At 65.4% G+C, this 14,093-nt stretch carries 14 protein-coding genes; 9 read left to right on the top strand and 5 right to left on the bottom strand.

All coding sequences use genetic code 11. From position 1 onward, the window contains the following. The first annotated feature begins 2 nt into the window (after positions 1-2). The 9 genes from rapZ (at position 3) to J2805_RS06450 (ending at position 8,021) form a co-directional block, all read left to right on the top strand. Positions 3-926, top strand: a complete 924-nt coding sequence (rapZ, locus tag J2805_RS06490; protein ID WP_309970987.1) for an RNase adapter RapZ — start codon at positions 3-5, stop codon at positions 924-926. Beyond that, positions 926-1,939: a gluconeogenesis factor YvcK family protein gene (locus J2805_RS06485; protein ID WP_309970984.1), complete on the top strand. Its 1,014-nt coding sequence runs from the start codon at positions 926-928 to the stop codon at positions 1,937-1,939. Before rapZ ends, J2805_RS06485 begins: the two co-directional genes overlap by 1 nt. A 9-nt stretch (positions 1,940-1,948) precedes the next feature. Then, positions 1,949-2,929, top strand: a complete 981-nt coding sequence (gene whiA / locus J2805_RS06480; RefSeq protein WP_309970981.1) for a DNA-binding protein WhiA — start codon at positions 1,949-1,951, stop codon at positions 2,927-2,929. Between the two features lie 187 nt (positions 2,930-3,116). Continuing rightward, positions 3,117-3,740 carry a superoxide dismutase gene (locus J2805_RS06475; protein ID WP_309970978.1) on the top strand — a complete coding sequence of 208 codons (624 nt, stop codon included), beginning with the start codon at positions 3,117-3,119 and terminating at the stop codon, positions 3,738-3,740. 301 nt (positions 3,741-4,041) lie between these two features. Continuing rightward, positions 4,042-5,052 carry a type I glyceraldehyde-3-phosphate dehydrogenase gene (gene gap, locus J2805_RS06470; protein ID WP_309970974.1) on the top strand — a complete coding sequence of 337 codons (1,011 nt, stop codon included), beginning with the start codon at positions 4,042-4,044 and terminating at the stop codon, positions 5,050-5,052. Between the two features lie 10 nt (positions 5,053-5,062). Further along, complete coding sequence (locus J2805_RS06465; protein ID WP_309970971.1) at positions 5,063-6,289, top strand: phosphoglycerate kinase; 1,227 nt, start codon at positions 5,063-5,065, stop codon at positions 6,287-6,289. Positions 6,290-6,372: 83 nt separating this feature from the next. After that, a complete protein-coding gene (tpiA, locus tag J2805_RS06460) occupies positions 6,373-7,188 on the top strand; it encodes a triose-phosphate isomerase (protein WP_309970969.1) in 816 nt (271 codons plus the stop codon). 50 nt (positions 7,189-7,238) lie between these two features. Further along, positions 7,239-7,496 carry a preprotein translocase subunit SecG gene (secG, locus tag J2805_RS06455; RefSeq protein ID WP_309970967.1) on the top strand — a complete coding sequence of 86 codons (258 nt, stop codon included), beginning with the start codon at positions 7,239-7,241 and terminating at the stop codon, positions 7,494-7,496. A 147-nt stretch (positions 7,497-7,643) separates the two neighbouring features. Continuing rightward, positions 7,644-8,021 carry an RNA polymerase-binding protein RbpA gene (locus J2805_RS06450; RefSeq protein WP_309974850.1) on the top strand — a complete coding sequence of 126 codons (378 nt, stop codon included), beginning with the start codon at positions 7,644-7,646 and terminating at the stop codon, positions 8,019-8,021. On the opposite strand, the gene pgl is transcribed toward J2805_RS06450, so the two are convergent. From pgl to tal, 5 genes are read right to left on the bottom strand one after another with little or no spacing between them, the layout of a single operon-like run. Then, a complete protein-coding gene (gene pgl, locus J2805_RS06445) occupies positions 7,992-8,810 on the bottom strand; it encodes a 6-phosphogluconolactonase (protein ID WP_309970965.1) in 819 nt (272 codons plus the stop codon). The two genes, J2805_RS06450 and pgl, sit on opposite strands and share 30 nt — an antisense overlap. Further along, positions 8,800-9,741 carry a glucose-6-phosphate dehydrogenase assembly protein OpcA gene (locus tag J2805_RS06440; protein WP_309970964.1) on the bottom strand — a complete coding sequence of 314 codons (942 nt, stop codon included), beginning with the start codon at positions 9,739-9,741 and terminating at the stop codon, positions 8,800-8,802. Before J2805_RS06440 ends, pgl begins: the two co-directional genes overlap by 11 nt. After that, positions 9,738-11,300 carry a glucose-6-phosphate dehydrogenase gene (zwf, locus tag J2805_RS06435; RefSeq protein WP_309970961.1) on the bottom strand — a complete coding sequence of 521 codons (1,563 nt, stop codon included), beginning with the start codon at positions 11,298-11,300 and terminating at the stop codon, positions 9,738-9,740. Before zwf ends, J2805_RS06440 begins: the two co-directional genes overlap by 4 nt. Positions 11,301-11,315: 15 nt before the next feature. After that, positions 11,316-12,953 carry a glucose-6-phosphate isomerase gene (locus tag J2805_RS06430; RefSeq protein WP_309970958.1) on the bottom strand — a complete coding sequence of 546 codons (1,638 nt, stop codon included), beginning with the start codon at positions 12,951-12,953 and terminating at the stop codon, positions 11,316-11,318. 6 nt (positions 12,954-12,959) lie between these two features. Then, on the bottom strand, positions 12,960-14,075 hold the full coding sequence (gene tal, locus J2805_RS06425; RefSeq protein ID WP_309970956.1) for a transaldolase: 1,116 nt from the start codon (positions 14,073-14,075) through the stop codon (positions 12,960-12,962). Between the last annotated feature and the right edge of the window lie 18 nt (positions 14,076-14,093).

Below are 14,093 nucleotides of genomic sequence, written 5' to 3'. Positions count from 1 at the left end.
TCATGGCAGAGTCAACGGCAGGATCCGAAGCGGAACAGGACGGCATGACGCCCGTCAAGCCCGTTGAAGCGGAGCTGCTCGTGGTGACGGGGATGTCCGGCGCAGGCCGGAGTACGGCCGCGGACGCCCTCGAGGACCATGGCTGGTATGTCGTTGAAAACCTTCCGCCGCAGATGCTCGGCACGCTGGCCGAACTGGTGTCCCACGCCCCGCAGTCCATTCCCAAGCTCGCGGTGGTGGTGGATGTCCGCAGCAAGGCCCTCTTTACCGATATCCGCACGGCGCTGAAAACGCTTGAGGCAAGCGGCGTGATGTTCCGCGTCCTGTTCCTGGACGCCAACGACCATGTCCTGGTGCGCCGCTTTGAGCAGGGCCGCCGTCCGCACCCCCTGCAGGAAGGCGGGAGGATCCTCGACGGCATCGCCGCCGAGCGGGAACTGCTGCACGAACTCCGTGATTCCTCGGACATCGTTCTGGACACGTCCGACTTCAACGTTCACGCCCTTGCCACGGCCATCACGGAACTCTTCAGCGAAACCGGCCCCGTAGCCCTGCGGCTCAACGTCATGAGCTTCGGCTTTAAGTACGGGCTTCCGGTGGACGCGAACTTTGTGGTCGATGCGCGCTTCATCCCGAACCCGCACTGGGTTCCGCAGCTGCGCCCGCACACCGGCCTGGACAAGGATGTCAGCGATTACGTCCTGGAAGCCGAAGGCGTCAAGAGCTTCGTGGACCGCTACGTACTCGCCATTGAGCCTGTCCTGGACGGCTACCGCCGGGAAAACAAGCACTATGCCACAGTTGCCGTCGGGTGCACCGGAGGCAAGCACCGTTCTGTGGCCGTGGCCATGGAGCTGTCCAAGAAGCTGGCACAGTATCCTCGCGTCACCGTGACCACCACCCATCGGGACCTGGGCCGCGAATAATGGGACTGCTTACCGGACCGCTGCCCTTGGTACCGCCGGCCAGCGGCGGCGGGCAGCTGGACAAAGGTCCGTCCGTCGTCGCCCTCGGCGGCGGCCACGGACTGTCAGCGTCACTGTCAGCCCTGAGGCTGCTGACCTCCGAGCTGACCGCCATCGTTACCGTTGCGGACGACGGCGGGTCTTCCGGCCGGCTCCGCGAGGAGTACGGCGTCCTCCCGCCCGGCGACCTCCGGATGGCGCTCACCGCCCTGTGCGACGACACCGACTGGGGCAGGACCTGGCGGGACGTCATGCAACACCGGTTCCGGCCCGGAGAAGGCCGGGGCGGCTCCCTGGACGACCACGCCATGGGCAACCTGCTCATCGTCACCCTCTGGGAACTGCTGGGCGATACCGTGGGCGGCCTGAAGTGGGCGGGTGCCCTCCTTGGTGCCCGCGGGCAGGTCCTTCCCATGTCCAGTGTCCCGCTGACCATCGAAGGCGATGTCCGCATCCCGGGACCGGACGGAGGCTTCACGGTGGAGACCGTGCGGGGCCAGGCCAAATGTGCGGTGGCCGGTTCCCTGGAGAGCGTCCGGCTCCTGCCGGAGTCGGCCCCGGCCTGCACCGAAGCCCTGACGGCCATCGAACTGGCCGACTGGGTCATCCTCGGCCCGGGCTCCTGGTACACGTCGGTGCTGCCGCACCTCCTGCTGCCGGAAATGCGCCAGGCGTTGTCGGCCACCCCGGCGAAACGATGCCTGACCATGAACCTGGCCACGGACACCAAGGAAACTTCCGGGATGTCCGCGGCCGACCACTTGAATGTGCTGCGAAGCTACGCGCCCGACTTCAGTGTCGACGTCGTGCTCGCGGACCCGGTGTCCGTACCCGACGTGGAGGAGTTCAAGCGGGCCGCGGGGATGCTCGGTGCCGAGGTGGTGTTGGGTAAAGTAGGGGCGTCGAGCCGCCGTCCGATCCACGACCCCCTGCGTCTGGCAACGGCGTACCACGATATTTTCGGGAACAGTTAGGAAGGTGCCATGGCACTGACATCATCAGTCAAGGAAGAACTGTCCCGCCTGGACATAAAGAAGTCCTCGGTCCGCAAGGCTGAAGTCTCCGCAATGCTGCGCTTCGCCGGCGGCCTGCACATTATCTCGGGCCGGATCGTTATCGAGGCCGAGGTCGATCTCGCCTCCACGGCACGCCGCCTGCGGGCAGCCATCGCCGAGGTCTACGGCCACCAGAGCGAGATCATCGTCGTCTCCGGCGGCGGCCTTCGCCGGGGCAACCGGTACGTGGTGCGGGTGGTGCGCGACGGCGAAGCCCTGGCCCGCCAGACCGGGCTGCTCGACGCCCGCGGGCGTCCCGTGCGGGGCCTGCCGTCGGCTGTGGTCAACGGCTCGGCAGCCGACGCCGAGGCCGTGTGGCGCGGCGCCTTCCTGGCCCACGGGTCCCTGACCGAGCCGGGGAGGTCCTCCGCCATGGAGGTGACCTGCCCGGGACCGGAATCCGCCCTTGCCCTGGTTGGCGCGGCCCGCCGGCTTGGCATCCAGGCCAAGGCGCGCGAGGTCAGGGGAGTGGACCGCGTGGTCATCCGGGACGGGGACACCATCGCCGCCCTCCTTACCCGGATGGGTGCCCATGACGCGCTCATGGTGTGGGAGGAACGCCGCATGCGCAAGGAAGTGCGGGCCACCGCCAACAGACTGGCCAACTTCGACGACGCCAACCTGCGCCGTTCAGCCCAGGCCGCAGTCGCCGCCGGCGCCCGCGTGGACCGTGCCCTCGAAATCCTTGGTGACGATGTCCCTGACCACCTCAAATATGCCGGTGAGCTTCGGGTGGCCCACAAGCAGGCCAGCCTTGACGAACTTGGCCGGCTGGCTGACCCGCCCATGACCAAAGACGCCATCGCCGGCAGGATCCGCCGGCTCCTGGCAATGGCCGACAAACGCGCCCTGGACCTGGGCGTTCCCGGGACCGAGGCCAATGTGACGCCGGAAATGCTGGACGAGTAACGGCGCCCCTAGAATCGAGACCGGGTGGCGGAAATACCTCGCGGTCACCGGCGGTTGTGCCCCCTGGGAGCCAAGGCCGGAGCCGCGCTGGATCCCGTCCCTACAGATTTCCGGGTGATCCGTCATCCGGATGCACAATCCGAGAGTTACCAAACCGGACAACCTGTCCACGACATTGGAGGATTTTGTGACCGAGTACGTACTGCCTGAACTCAGCTACGACTACGCAGCGCTGGAGCCCCACATCTCCGCACGCATCATGGAGCTGCACCACAGCAAGCACCACGCTGCCTATGTGACCGGCGCCAACAACGCGCTGAAGCAGCTGGCCGAGGCACGCGAAAAGGGCGACTTCGCCAACATCAACCGCCTTTCGAAGGACCTTGCCTTCCACACCGGCGGCCACGTCAACCACTCCGTATTCTGGAACAACCTGTCCCCGGACGGCGGGGACAAGCCCGAGGGTGAGCTGGCGGCAGCCATCGACGACGCCTTCGGTTCCTTTGACGCGTTCCGCGCTCAGTTCAGCGCCGCAGCACTCGGCCTGCAGGGTTCGGGCTGGGGCTTCCTGGCCTACGAACCCATCGGTGGAAACCTTGTCATCGAGCAGCTCTACGATCAGCAGGGCAACGTGGCGCTCGGCACCACCCCGCTGCTGATGCTCGACATGTGGGAGCACGCCTTCTACCTGGACTACGTCAACGTCAAGGCCGACTACGTCAAGGCTTTCTGGAACATCGTGAACTGGGCCGACGTTGCCAAGCGCTTCGACGGTGCACGCAAGAACGCAACAGGGCTCATTACCCTTTAGTTCCGTTCGGCCAGTTGCGTCGGCCAGGTCCGCTCAGGTGTGATGTGGAAGACATCCACGTGTAACAAAGTTCACATTTAGCCTGTTTTGGGCCGAATCGTGGACGGTCCGCCCCCGCACTTGCGGGGGCGGACCTTCTTAAACGTAAGATGGATCACGGAAGGCGGTTAGCCTTCAGCAATGTGGCTGGTCGCCCTCCGATCTGGTAATCATCTCTGCCCAATGGCGTGCGGGATCTGTTAGTTGGCTTGAACGCCCGCTTAACTAGTTGTGCTTCTTCAAGCACCAAGGAGACTAAAAAGTGACGACCCGTATTGGTATCAACGGCTTCGGCCGCATTGGCCGCAACTACTTCCGCGCTGCGCTTGCACAGGGTGCGGACCTTGAGATCGTTGCCGTCAACGACCTCACCAGCCCCGAAGCGCTGGCCCACCTGCTCAAGTACGACTCCGTCGGCGGCCGCCTGACCGAAACCGTTGAGGTCAAGGACGGCAACATCGTTGTCAACGGCAACGTCATCAAGGTCTTGGCAGAGCGCGATCCCGCCAACCTCCCGTGGGGCGAGCTCGGCGTTGACATCGTCATCGAGTCCACCGGCTTCTTCACCAAGGCCGCCGCAGCGCAGAAGCACATCGACGCCGGCGCCAAGAAGGTCCTGATCTCCGCCCCGGCCTCTGACGAGGACATCACCATCGTGATGGGCGTGAACCACGAGCTGTACGACCCCGCAGCCCACAACATCATCTCCAACGCCTCCTGCACCACGAACTGCCTCGGCCCCCTGGCCAAGGTCATCAACGACGAATTCGGCATCGAACGCGGCCTGATGACCACGGTCCACGCCTACACCGCCGACCAGAACCTGCAGGACGGCCCGCACAACGACCTCCGCCGCGCCCGCGCCGCCGCCATCAACATGGTCCCCACCTCCACCGGTGCGGCCAAGGCCATCGGCCTGGTACTCCCGGAGCTCAAGGGCAAGCTGGACGGCTATGCCATCCGCGTACCGGTGCCCACCGGCTCCGCCACCGACCTCACGGTCACCGTTGGCCGCGAGACCACCGTCGAGGAAGTCAACGCCGCACTGAAGAAGGCAGCCGATTCGGACGCGTTGCAGGGCATCCTGACCTACACGGACGCTCCGATCGTCTCCTCGGACATTGTTGGCGACCCCGCTTCCTCCATCTTCGACTCAGGACTGACCAAGGTCATTGGCAACCAGGTCAAGGTTGTTTCCTGGTATGACAACGAATGGGGCTACTCCAACCGGCTCGTCGACCTCACGGAGCTCGTCGCATCCAAGCTGGGCTAGGGTTAGACACATGACATTCCACACCCTCAACGAACTGATCGCTGATGGTGTCCGCGGGCGGTACATTCTGGTCAGAAGTGACCTGAATGTGCCGCTCGACGGCTCTGAAGTGACTGACGACGGCCGTATCAAGGCCTCCCTGCCAGTACTGACGAAGCTCACGGACGCCGGTGCCCGCGTGCTGGTCACAGCCCACCTCGGACGCCCCAAGGGCGCCCCGGAGGAAAAATACTCCCTCAAGCCTGCCGCCACGCGGCTGGCCGAGCTGGCCGCCTTCAAGGTGACCCTTGCCGGGGACACCGTCGGTGCCTCGGCGAAGGAGCTTGCCGCTTCGCTGCAGGACGGCGAAGCGCTGGTCCTTGAAAACGTCCGGTTCGATGCCCGCGAAACCAGCAAGGACGACGCCGAGCGCGGCGCCTTTGCGGATGAGCTGGTTGCCCTGACGGGCGACAACGGCGCCTACGTGGACGACGCCTTTGGCGCCGTCCACCGCAAGCACGCCAGCGTGTACGACGTCGCCACCCGGCTGCCGTCCTACCAGGGCGACCTTGTCCACACCGAGGTTGAGGTGCTGCGCAAGCTCACCACAGACACCCAGCGGCCCTATGTCGTGGTCCTCGGCGGCTCCAAGGTCTCGGACAAGCTCGCTGTCATCGACAACCTGATCGGCAAGGCGGACACTATTCTGGTGGGCGGCGGCATGCTGTTCACCTTCCTCGCTGCAGCTGGCCACAAGGTGGCCGGCAGCCTGCTCGAAGAAGACCAGATCCCCGTGGTTCAGGACTACCTGAAGCGGGCGGCCGACGCCGGCACGGAGTTCATCGTGCCCACGGATGTTGAAGTCGCAGCCAAGTTTGCCGCTGATGCTGACCACGAGACGGTCAGGGCTGACGCCATCGAAGGCAGCAGCTTTGGCGCGCAGGGCATCGGCCTGGACATCGGACCCGAGTCGGCCGCGGCGTTCGCGGACCGGATCAAGGGTGCCAAGACCGTGTTCTGGAACGGACCCATGGGAGTCTTCGAATTCGAAGCCTTTGCCGGCGGCACCCGTGCCATCGCCCAGGCACTGACCGAAGCGGATGCCTTCACGGTGGTAGGCGGCGGCGATTCCGCAGCTGCTGTCCGCACCCTGGGGTTCGCCGACGACCAGTTCGGCCACATCTCCACCGGTGGCGGCGCCTCCCTGGAGTACCTCGAAGGCAAGGAACTGCCGGGCCTCAGCGTCCTGGACCGCTAGATCCTCCAGCCGGCAGGGCGTCCGCACGAAAAGTCGGGCGCCCTGCCGGCTGTTTCACATGACAAGCACCTTTTGGAGAACACGTGACAACGTCAACGAATGGCAAGTTCGACCGCACGCCCCTCATTGCCGGCAACTGGAAGATGAACATGGACCATGTCCAGGGCATCACGCTGCTGCAGAAGCTGGCCTGGACCCTGTCCGATGCCAAGCACGACTACAGCCGCGTTGAAGTTGCTGTTTTCCCCCCGTTTACAGACCTTCGCGGCGTCCAGACCCTGGTCCAGGGCGATGAGCTGGAGGTCGTCTACGGCGGCCAGGATCTGTCGCAGTTCGATTCCGGCGCTTACACCGGTGACATCTCCGGCCAGTTCCTGAATAAGCTGGGCTGCAAGTACGTCCTGGTGGGCCACAGCGAACGGCGCACCATTCACAACGAGACGGACGACGTCCTGAACGCCAAGGTCAAAGCCGCGTACCGCCACGGTGTCACCCCGGTGCTGTGCGTCGGCGAGGGCCTGGAAATCCGCCAGGCGGGCACTCACGTCCAGCACACGCTGGACCAGCTTCGCGCCGACGTCGAAGGCCTTGGTTCCGACGAGGCAGCCGCTCTCGTGGTTGCCTACGAACCCGTCTGGGCCATCGGCACCGGCGAAGTGGCCGGCCCCGAGGATGCGCAGGAAATGTGCGCGGCCATCCGCGCTGAACTGACCACCCTGTTCGGCGAAGACGTTGCTGCCAAGATCCGTCTGCTCTACGGCGGCTCGGTCAAAGCCAACAACGTGGCGGCCATCCTGGATGAGCCCGACGTGGACGGCGTGTTGGTGGGCGGCGCCAGCCTCGATCCCGCCGAGTTTGCTAATATTGTCAGGTTCGAGAGTCACCTGCTGACGGACTAGTCCGGACACCAGGCTTGACCTCCGCAATCATCAACTTCTGAAAGGCCGTCGTGGACGTTCTTCATGTCATTCTGCAGATCCTCCTGGGCATCACCAGCCTCCTGCTGACGCTGCTCATCCTGCTCCATAAGGGACGGGGCGGCGGTCTGTCGGACATGTTCGGCGGAGGCATGAGCTCGGGCCTCAGCTCGTCGGGCGTGGCAGAACGTAACCTTAACAGGTTCACTGTCATCCTCGGCGTCACCTGGGGCGTTGTCATCATCGCCCTCGGCCTGCTGATGCGCTTTTCCTCAGGCGGGGACTCCTAGCAGTTCCTGCCGGAAACAGAACCGCGCCGGGAATTTCCCGGGAATTTACACGACCGGTACTAACGGCCCTGCCGCCGTCGGGAACTCCGAACTAAACTGGCGCTGTTGCCTGCAACAGTCCGTCAGTCGAGTAGCCAGGAGTTCCCGATGGTGCATGCTACTTCAGGGTTCCGGGGAACCCGCGTGGGTGTAACGGAGGGGTCAGGCCCCAAAATTCAGCCAAGCGACGTCGTCGGTGAACAGTTGCCGCGTATTCGTGTCTCCTATTGGTGCGCCAAAGGACACGAGACGCGGCCCGTTTTCATTAAGCTCCCGGAAGACCAGATCCCGGTCGTCTGGGACTGCCGCCGCTGCGGAGGCACCGCGACGCGCGATGAGTCCCCGGTGGAGCTCCCGCATCATCCCGATGAGGGCTACAAAAGTCACCTTGAGTACGTTAAAGAACGACGCTCCAGCCAGGACGCCGAAGACGTACTGGCTGGAGCGCTGGAACGGTTAAGAGCCCGCGGGACCTTTACGGACTAGCTGCTCCGGAACCCTTGAAGCGGCGTTCTCATCGATCAGCCACAGCGTCCGTGAGCGTCCGGTCGGTCCTGCCGCCGGGACCTGAACAGGGTTTGCCCCCGCCAAGGCCAGGCCCACAGCACCGGCCTTGTCCTCACCCGCAACAACCATCCAGACTTCACTGGCCGTGTTGATCGCGGGAAGGGTCAGGGAAATCCGTTCCGGGGGCGGCTTGGGCGAATTCCGCACACCCACCACGGTGAGTTCCTTTTCGCGGATACCGGCCTGCTCCGGGAAGAGCGAGGCCACGTGGGCATCCGGACCCACACCGAGCAGGACCACATCAAACCGGGGCAGTGCTCCCGGGTCCTCCGGTCGGTCATCGGACATGTCGGCCGCGTGCTCGGCGGCTGCGGCCTCGGCGAGGCGGCGCGCGTAGTCCGCCGCAGCCTCCTCCGGGCTGTCGAAGTCGTCCGTGGAGCCCGGCTGGTGCACCCGTTCCGGGTCCACAGGGATGCGGGAGAGCAGGGCTTCGTGGGCCTGGAGGGTGTTGCGGTCATCGTCGGTGCTCCCAACGAAGCGTTCGTCGCCCCACCAGAAGTTGACCTTCGACCAGTTCACGGCCGGCGCCGCTGCCGAGTCAGCAACCGCCTTGAGGGTTCCGATGCCCACAGTGCCTCCTGTAAGCACCACCGTTGCCTCACCGTGTTTGTCCTGGACGTCCACGAGTTTGGTGATGAGCCGCGCCGCGATGGCCGCCATCAGTACGGATGAGTCAGGGTGGATGCTTACTCTGGGATCAGCGCTCACTGGGACGGACACTCCTTAGGTTTGTGCGGGGCAGTCCAATAGTAATCACTTCACCGAAGACTTCGTCGGGATCCAAACGCCGCAGTTCTTCAGCGAGGCAGTCCCGGAGGCTGCGGCGCGGCAGCGAGATGCGCTGCGCCGGCTGGCCCGGCTGGGTCAGTTCAGCCACGGACAGCCCCGGACGGAACAGCTGGACATCACCGCTGGCACGCGACAGCCGGACGCGGCGGATGCCGGTGCCGGCCGGGTCGGCCACGATGGTGACGGGGGCGTCCAGGGACAGCGTCAGCCACGCTGCGAGGAGCAGGGTGCTGGGGGAGTCCGAGGCGCCTTCCACGGCGACTGCCGTGACGGGCGAGGAGTCCACCTGGTCCAGCACCGCGGCCAGCTGGATCCGCCAGTTGGTCAGGCGGGTCCAGGCGAGGTCGGTGTCGCCGGCCTTGTACGTGTTGCGGATGTTATCCAGGGCACGCTGCGGGTCCTCCTCGTTGGCCGAGTCGGTGATGCGGCGGTGGGCGATCCGGCCGATGGAGGTCTCGCAAGCGCTCTTGGGTGCACCGTGCGGCCACCAGGCCACGATCGGTGCGTCGGGCAGCAGCAGGGCCGCGACCAGGGATTCGCTTTCCTCGGCCAGTTCCCCGTACCCGCGGAGCACGATGACCTCGGAGGCCCCGGCGTCCCCGCCTACACGGATCTGGGCGTCAAGCCGTGTGGGTGCCTGGGCGCCGGCGTCGGCCAGAACGATGATCCGGCAGGGGTGTTCCCGGCTGGCGTCGTTGGCCGCTTCGATGGCCTCCTCTTCCAGCCCGGACTTGGTGACCACCACGAGTGTCAGCACCCGGCCAAGGGCGATCACGCCGCCCTGCTCGCGCAGGGACATGATCTTCTTGGATATTTTCGATGTGGTTGTGTCGGGAAGATCTACGATCATGGCCTTCTCCAGGTTCGTCCGTCGCGGGCAAGCAGCTCGTCGGCGGAGGCGGGGCCCCAGCTTCCGGGCGCATAGGGCTCAGGCTGTTCGCCGAGGCTGGCCCAGTAGTCTTCAAAGGGATCCAGGATCTTCCAGGACAGTTCCACTTCCGCATGGCGCGGGAACAGCGGCGGTTCACCCAGCAGTACGTCCAGGATGAGCCGTTCGTACGCTTCGGGGCTGGACTCCGTAAACGAGTGCCCGTAGCCGAAGTCCATGGTCACGTCGCGGACTTCCATCTGCGTGCCGGGCACCTTGGAGCCGAAGCGGATCGTTGCACCCTCGTCCGGCTGCACCCGGATCACCACTGCGTTCTGCCCGAAGTCGTCGTCGGCGTGATCCCGGAACAAAAGGTTGGGTGCGCGCTTGAAGACCACGGCAATTTCCGTCACGCGGCGGCCCAGGCGCTTGCCGGCGCGCAGGTAGAACGGCACACCGGACCACCGCCGGGTGTGGATGTCCACCCGGATGGCCGCGTAGGTTTCCGTGGTGGAGTCGGCCGGAATGCCCTCTTCCTCCAGGTATCCCTGGACTTCCTCGCCGCCCTGCCAGCCGCCGGCGAACTGCCCGCGGGCCGAGTGGGTGGACAGATCGTCCGGGAGCTTGACCGCAGCCAGGACCTTTTCCTTTTCGGCACGGAGATCGTCCGCGTTAAAGGAAATGGGTTCCTCCATAGCCGTCAGCGCCAGGAGCTGGAGCAGGTGGTTCTGGATGACATCGCGGGCAGCGCCCACGCCGTCGTAGTACCCTGCGCGGCCGCCGGTCCCGATGTCCTCGGCCATGGTGATCTGGACGTGGTCCACGTAGTTCGCATTCCACAGCGGTTCGAACAGCTGGTTGGCAAAGCGCAGGGCCAGGATGTTCTGGACCGTTTCCTTGCCAAGGTAATGGTCGATCCGGAAAACGGCGTCCGGGGGAAAGACAGACTCCACGATGTCGTTGAGCTGCCGGGCCGACTCGAGGTCGTGCCCGAACGGCTTCTCGATGACCACCCGGCGCCACTTGTCGCCCTCGGCCTGAGCCAGGCCGTGCTTGGACAGCTGGCGACAGACCTGTTCGAACGCCTTCGGCGGAATCGAAAGGTAGAAGGCATGGTTGCCGCGCGTTCCGCGCTGCTCGTCCAGTTCATCGATCGTGTCGCCGAGCCGCTCAAAGGCATCGTCGTCGTCGAACTCGCCCTGGACAAAGCGGATGCCCTCGGACAGCTGGTTCCAGACCGCCTCGTCGAACGGGGTACGGGCGTACGCCTGGACCGATGATTTCACCTCGGCGGCGAAGTCCTCGTTGTCCCACTGCCGCCGGCCGAAGCCCACCAGGGCGAAGCTCGGCGGCAGCAGTCCACGATTGGCCAAGTCATACACGGCAGGCATGAGCTTCTTGCGGGCAAGGTCGCCGGTCACCCCGAAGAGGACCAGCGAAGAGGGGCCGGCGATGCGGTTCAGCCGGCGGTCCCGCGGATCCCTCAACGGGTTGCGGCCCCGCCCTGCTGACTTCCTGCTGCCGTTTTCAGTTTCTGGCATGGTTGCTTCGGTGCCTTAGCTTTCAGTGTGGGATGCTGCCTGGCCGGCAAGCGCTGAAATGACGTCCTGCAGCTGCTTGACGCCGGCGGCGCGGTCCGTCAGGTGCAGGCGGAGGACCGGACGACCGTGATCGCTCAGAACCTGGGCGTCGCCGGCGGCCTGCGCAGAGATCAGCTCGCCGAAGGTGAACGGCCGCTCCGGGATGGACAGGTCCGTGGCGGAGGCTGCCGTCACCTGCAGGAAGACACCGATAGCGGGTCCGCCCTTGTGGAACTGGCCTGTGGAGTGGAGGAAGCGAGGGCCCCAGCCAAAGGTCACCGGGCGTCCGCTGACGGCGGCCAGCTGGTCACGGACACTTTCGAACGGAGCGTACGCCAGCCGGTCGAAGTAAGCCTGGACGCTGAGGTAGCTGTCATCAGCGAGCTGTGCGAGCAGTGCGGACACGGCAGAAGATGCGGTGGAGGCGTCGCCCAGCCAGTCTCCGCCGCGGACCTCAATGGCTCCGTCCACGAAATTGGCGGGGGTGGGCTCCGGCTGTGCGTCCAGCAGGCCGCGGGCGGCCACCTTGGCGGCCTCGACGTCGGGCTGGTCGTAGGGGTTGATGCCCAGCAGCCGCCCGGCTACTGCGGTCGCGAATTCCCACACCATCATCTGGGTTGCCAGGCCGCCGGCAATGGCGACCTCGTTTTCGCCCAGCTGTACGTCGTCGGCGTCGGCTGCTACCAGCCGCACCACCAGGACGTCGGCTGCGCCGGAGGTGACCTCCGGTGCTGACGGACCGGCTACGACCGGCAGTACGCCGGTGCCCAGCTTGCCGGTGGATTCGGCGATGAGCTGCTCGGCCCAGTCGGCGAAGCCGACGATCCCGGAGCCGTCCTCGGCGATGACGATCTTGTTGCGCAACGGGTTGGTGCCGCCCAGGGCCGTGCCAAGGGCAAGGCCGATGTTCTCCGGGGCGTCCTCGTTGAGGATCTCGGCTGCTTCTTCGGCTTCATCCAGGAAACCCTGGATGTCCACTCCGGCGAGGCCACAGGGGACCAGGCCGAACGCGGTCAGCGCCGAGAACCGGCCGCCGACGTTGGGGTCGGCGTTGAAGACGGCACGGTAGCCGGCCTCCCGGGATGCCTTGTCAAGCGGCGAACCCGGGTCGGTGACGATGATGATGCGGCTCTTTGCGTCGACACCGGCATCGGTGAATGCCTGCTCGAAGATCCGGCGCTGCGAATCGGTTTCCACGGTGGAGCCGGACTTGGAGGAAACAACGATCGCTGTTTCGGCAAGGCGGTCCATCAGCGCGGCACTGACCTGTTCGGGGTCAGTGCTGTCAAGCACAGTCAGCTCGACGCCAGCGGTGCCCGCAATGACTTCAGGCGCCAGCGAAGAGCCGCCCATCCCACAGAGGACGATGCGGGTTACGCCGTCAGCCTTCAGCGCGTCCCGGAGTTCCAGGATGTCGCTGACCAGGGGCTGGGAGACGGTGGCCGCCTCGACCCAGCCCAGCCGGATAGCGGATTCCTGCTCCGCGTCCGGACCCCACAGGGTATGGTCCTTGGCGAAAATCCGTGTGGCGACGCGGTCTTCCAGCAGGGCGGGGAGGTGCTGCTCAAGTGCCTGGCGGGCTGCGCCGCTGGCGTCATAGCTGAGTGTGCTCATGATGGGTTAGGAAGCCTTCCGTGCAGAGGCCAGGGCGCCTTCGACGTCGCCCAGGAGTTCCTTCCAGCTGGCCACGAACTTGTCCAGGCCCTCGGATTCGAGCAGTGCCACAACGTCGTTGTAGGAAACGCCGAGCGCTTCCAGGGCGTCGAGCGTGGCGTTGGCGTCGGCGTAGGTGCCGGTGACGGTGTCGCCCGTGACGGTGCCGTGGTCGAACGTGGCGTCCAGGGTCTTTTCCGGCATGGTGTTGACCACGCCGGGTGCGACGAGTTCGGTGACGTAGAGGGTGTCCGGGTAGGCCGGGTCCTTCACGCCGGTGGAGGCCCAGAGCGGGCGCTGGGGAAGCGCGCCGGCTTCGGCGAGCAGTGCCCAGCGTTCGGTGGAGAAGAGCTCCTCGTAGACCTGGTAGGCCAGGCGGGCGTTGGCCAGGCCGGCCTTGCCCTTGAGGGCCTTGGCTTCCTCGGTGCCGATGGCGTCGAGGCGCTTGTCGATTTCGGCGTCCACGCGGGAGACGAAGAACGACGCGACGGAGTGGATCTTGGACAGGTCGTGGCCGTTGCCCTTGGCCTGCTCCAGGCCGGACTGGAAGGCGTTGATCACGGCGCGGTAGCGTTCGAGTGAGAAGATCAGGGTTACGTTGACGCTGATGCCCTCGGCCAGGGTGGCCGTGATGGCTTCGAGGCCTTCGAGGGTTGCCGGGATCTTGATCAGGACGTTGTCCTTGGCGACCTTCTTGTACAGGTGCTTGGCTTCGGCGATGGTGCCGGCGGTGTCCCAGGCCAGGCGGGGGTCCACCTCGATGGACACGCGGCCGTCAACACCCTTGGTTGCCGCGGCGACGGGGGCGAACAGGTCGCAGGCGTCGGCCACGTCGGTGGTGGTGATTTCGAAGACGGTCTCTTCGACGGTGGCGCCGGCTGCTGCTTCCCGGGCGATGACGGCGTCGTAGTCGTGACCGGTGGTGATGGCGGCGTGGAAGATGGACGGGTTGGTGGTGACACCAACGACGTTCTTCTCCTCGATCAGCTTCCGGAGTGTTCCGGTGGCCAGGCGGCCGCGGGAAAGATCATCGAGCCAGATCGAGACGCCGGCGTCGGAGAGCTGCTGTGTGGGGGTAGTCATGTCAAACTCCTTGAAGTC

This window comes from Arthrobacter oryzae, assembly GCF_031454875.1.
GTDB lineage: Bacteria > Actinomycetota > Actinomycetes > Actinomycetales > Micrococcaceae > Arthrobacter > Arthrobacter oryzae_D.
The sequence above is the reverse complement of the archived record's forward strand: the minus strand, read 5'-3'. Positions and strand labels throughout refer to the sequence as shown.

What these genes read in the sequence shown, in the direction of transcription:
- zwf (WP_309970961.1), bottom strand. Translation starts at nt 11,300, where the DNA reads ATGCCAGAAACTGAAAACGGCAGCAGGAAGTCAGCAGGGCGGGGCCGC.
- tal (WP_309970956.1), bottom strand. Translation starts at nt 14,075, where the DNA reads ATGACTACCCCCACACAGCAGCTCTCCGACGCCGGCGTCTCGATCTGG.
- J2805_RS06465 (WP_309970971.1), top strand. Translation starts at nt 5,063, where the DNA reads ATGACATTCCACACCCTCAACGAACTGATCGCTGATGGTGTCCGCGGG.
- J2805_RS06430 (WP_309970958.1), bottom strand. Translation starts at nt 12,953, where the DNA reads ATGAGCACACTCAGCTATGACGCCAGCGGCGCAGCCCGCCAGGCACTT.
- whiA (WP_309970981.1), top strand. Translation starts at nt 1,949, where the DNA reads ATGGCACTGACATCATCAGTCAAGGAAGAACTGTCCCGCCTGGACATA.
- J2805_RS06485 (WP_309970984.1), top strand. Translation starts at nt 926, where the DNA reads ATGGGACTGCTTACCGGACCGCTGCCCTTGGTACCGCCGGCCAGCGGC.
- J2805_RS06450 (WP_309974850.1), top strand. Translation starts at nt 7,644, where the DNA reads ATGGTGCATGCTACTTCAGGGTTCCGGGGAACCCGCGTGGGTGTAACG.
- rapZ (WP_309970987.1), top strand. Translation starts at nt 3, where the DNA reads ATGGCAGAGTCAACGGCAGGATCCGAAGCGGAACAGGACGGCATGACG.
- J2805_RS06440 (WP_309970964.1), bottom strand. Translation starts at nt 9,741, where the DNA reads ATGATCGTAGATCTTCCCGACACAACCACATCGAAAATATCCAAGAAG.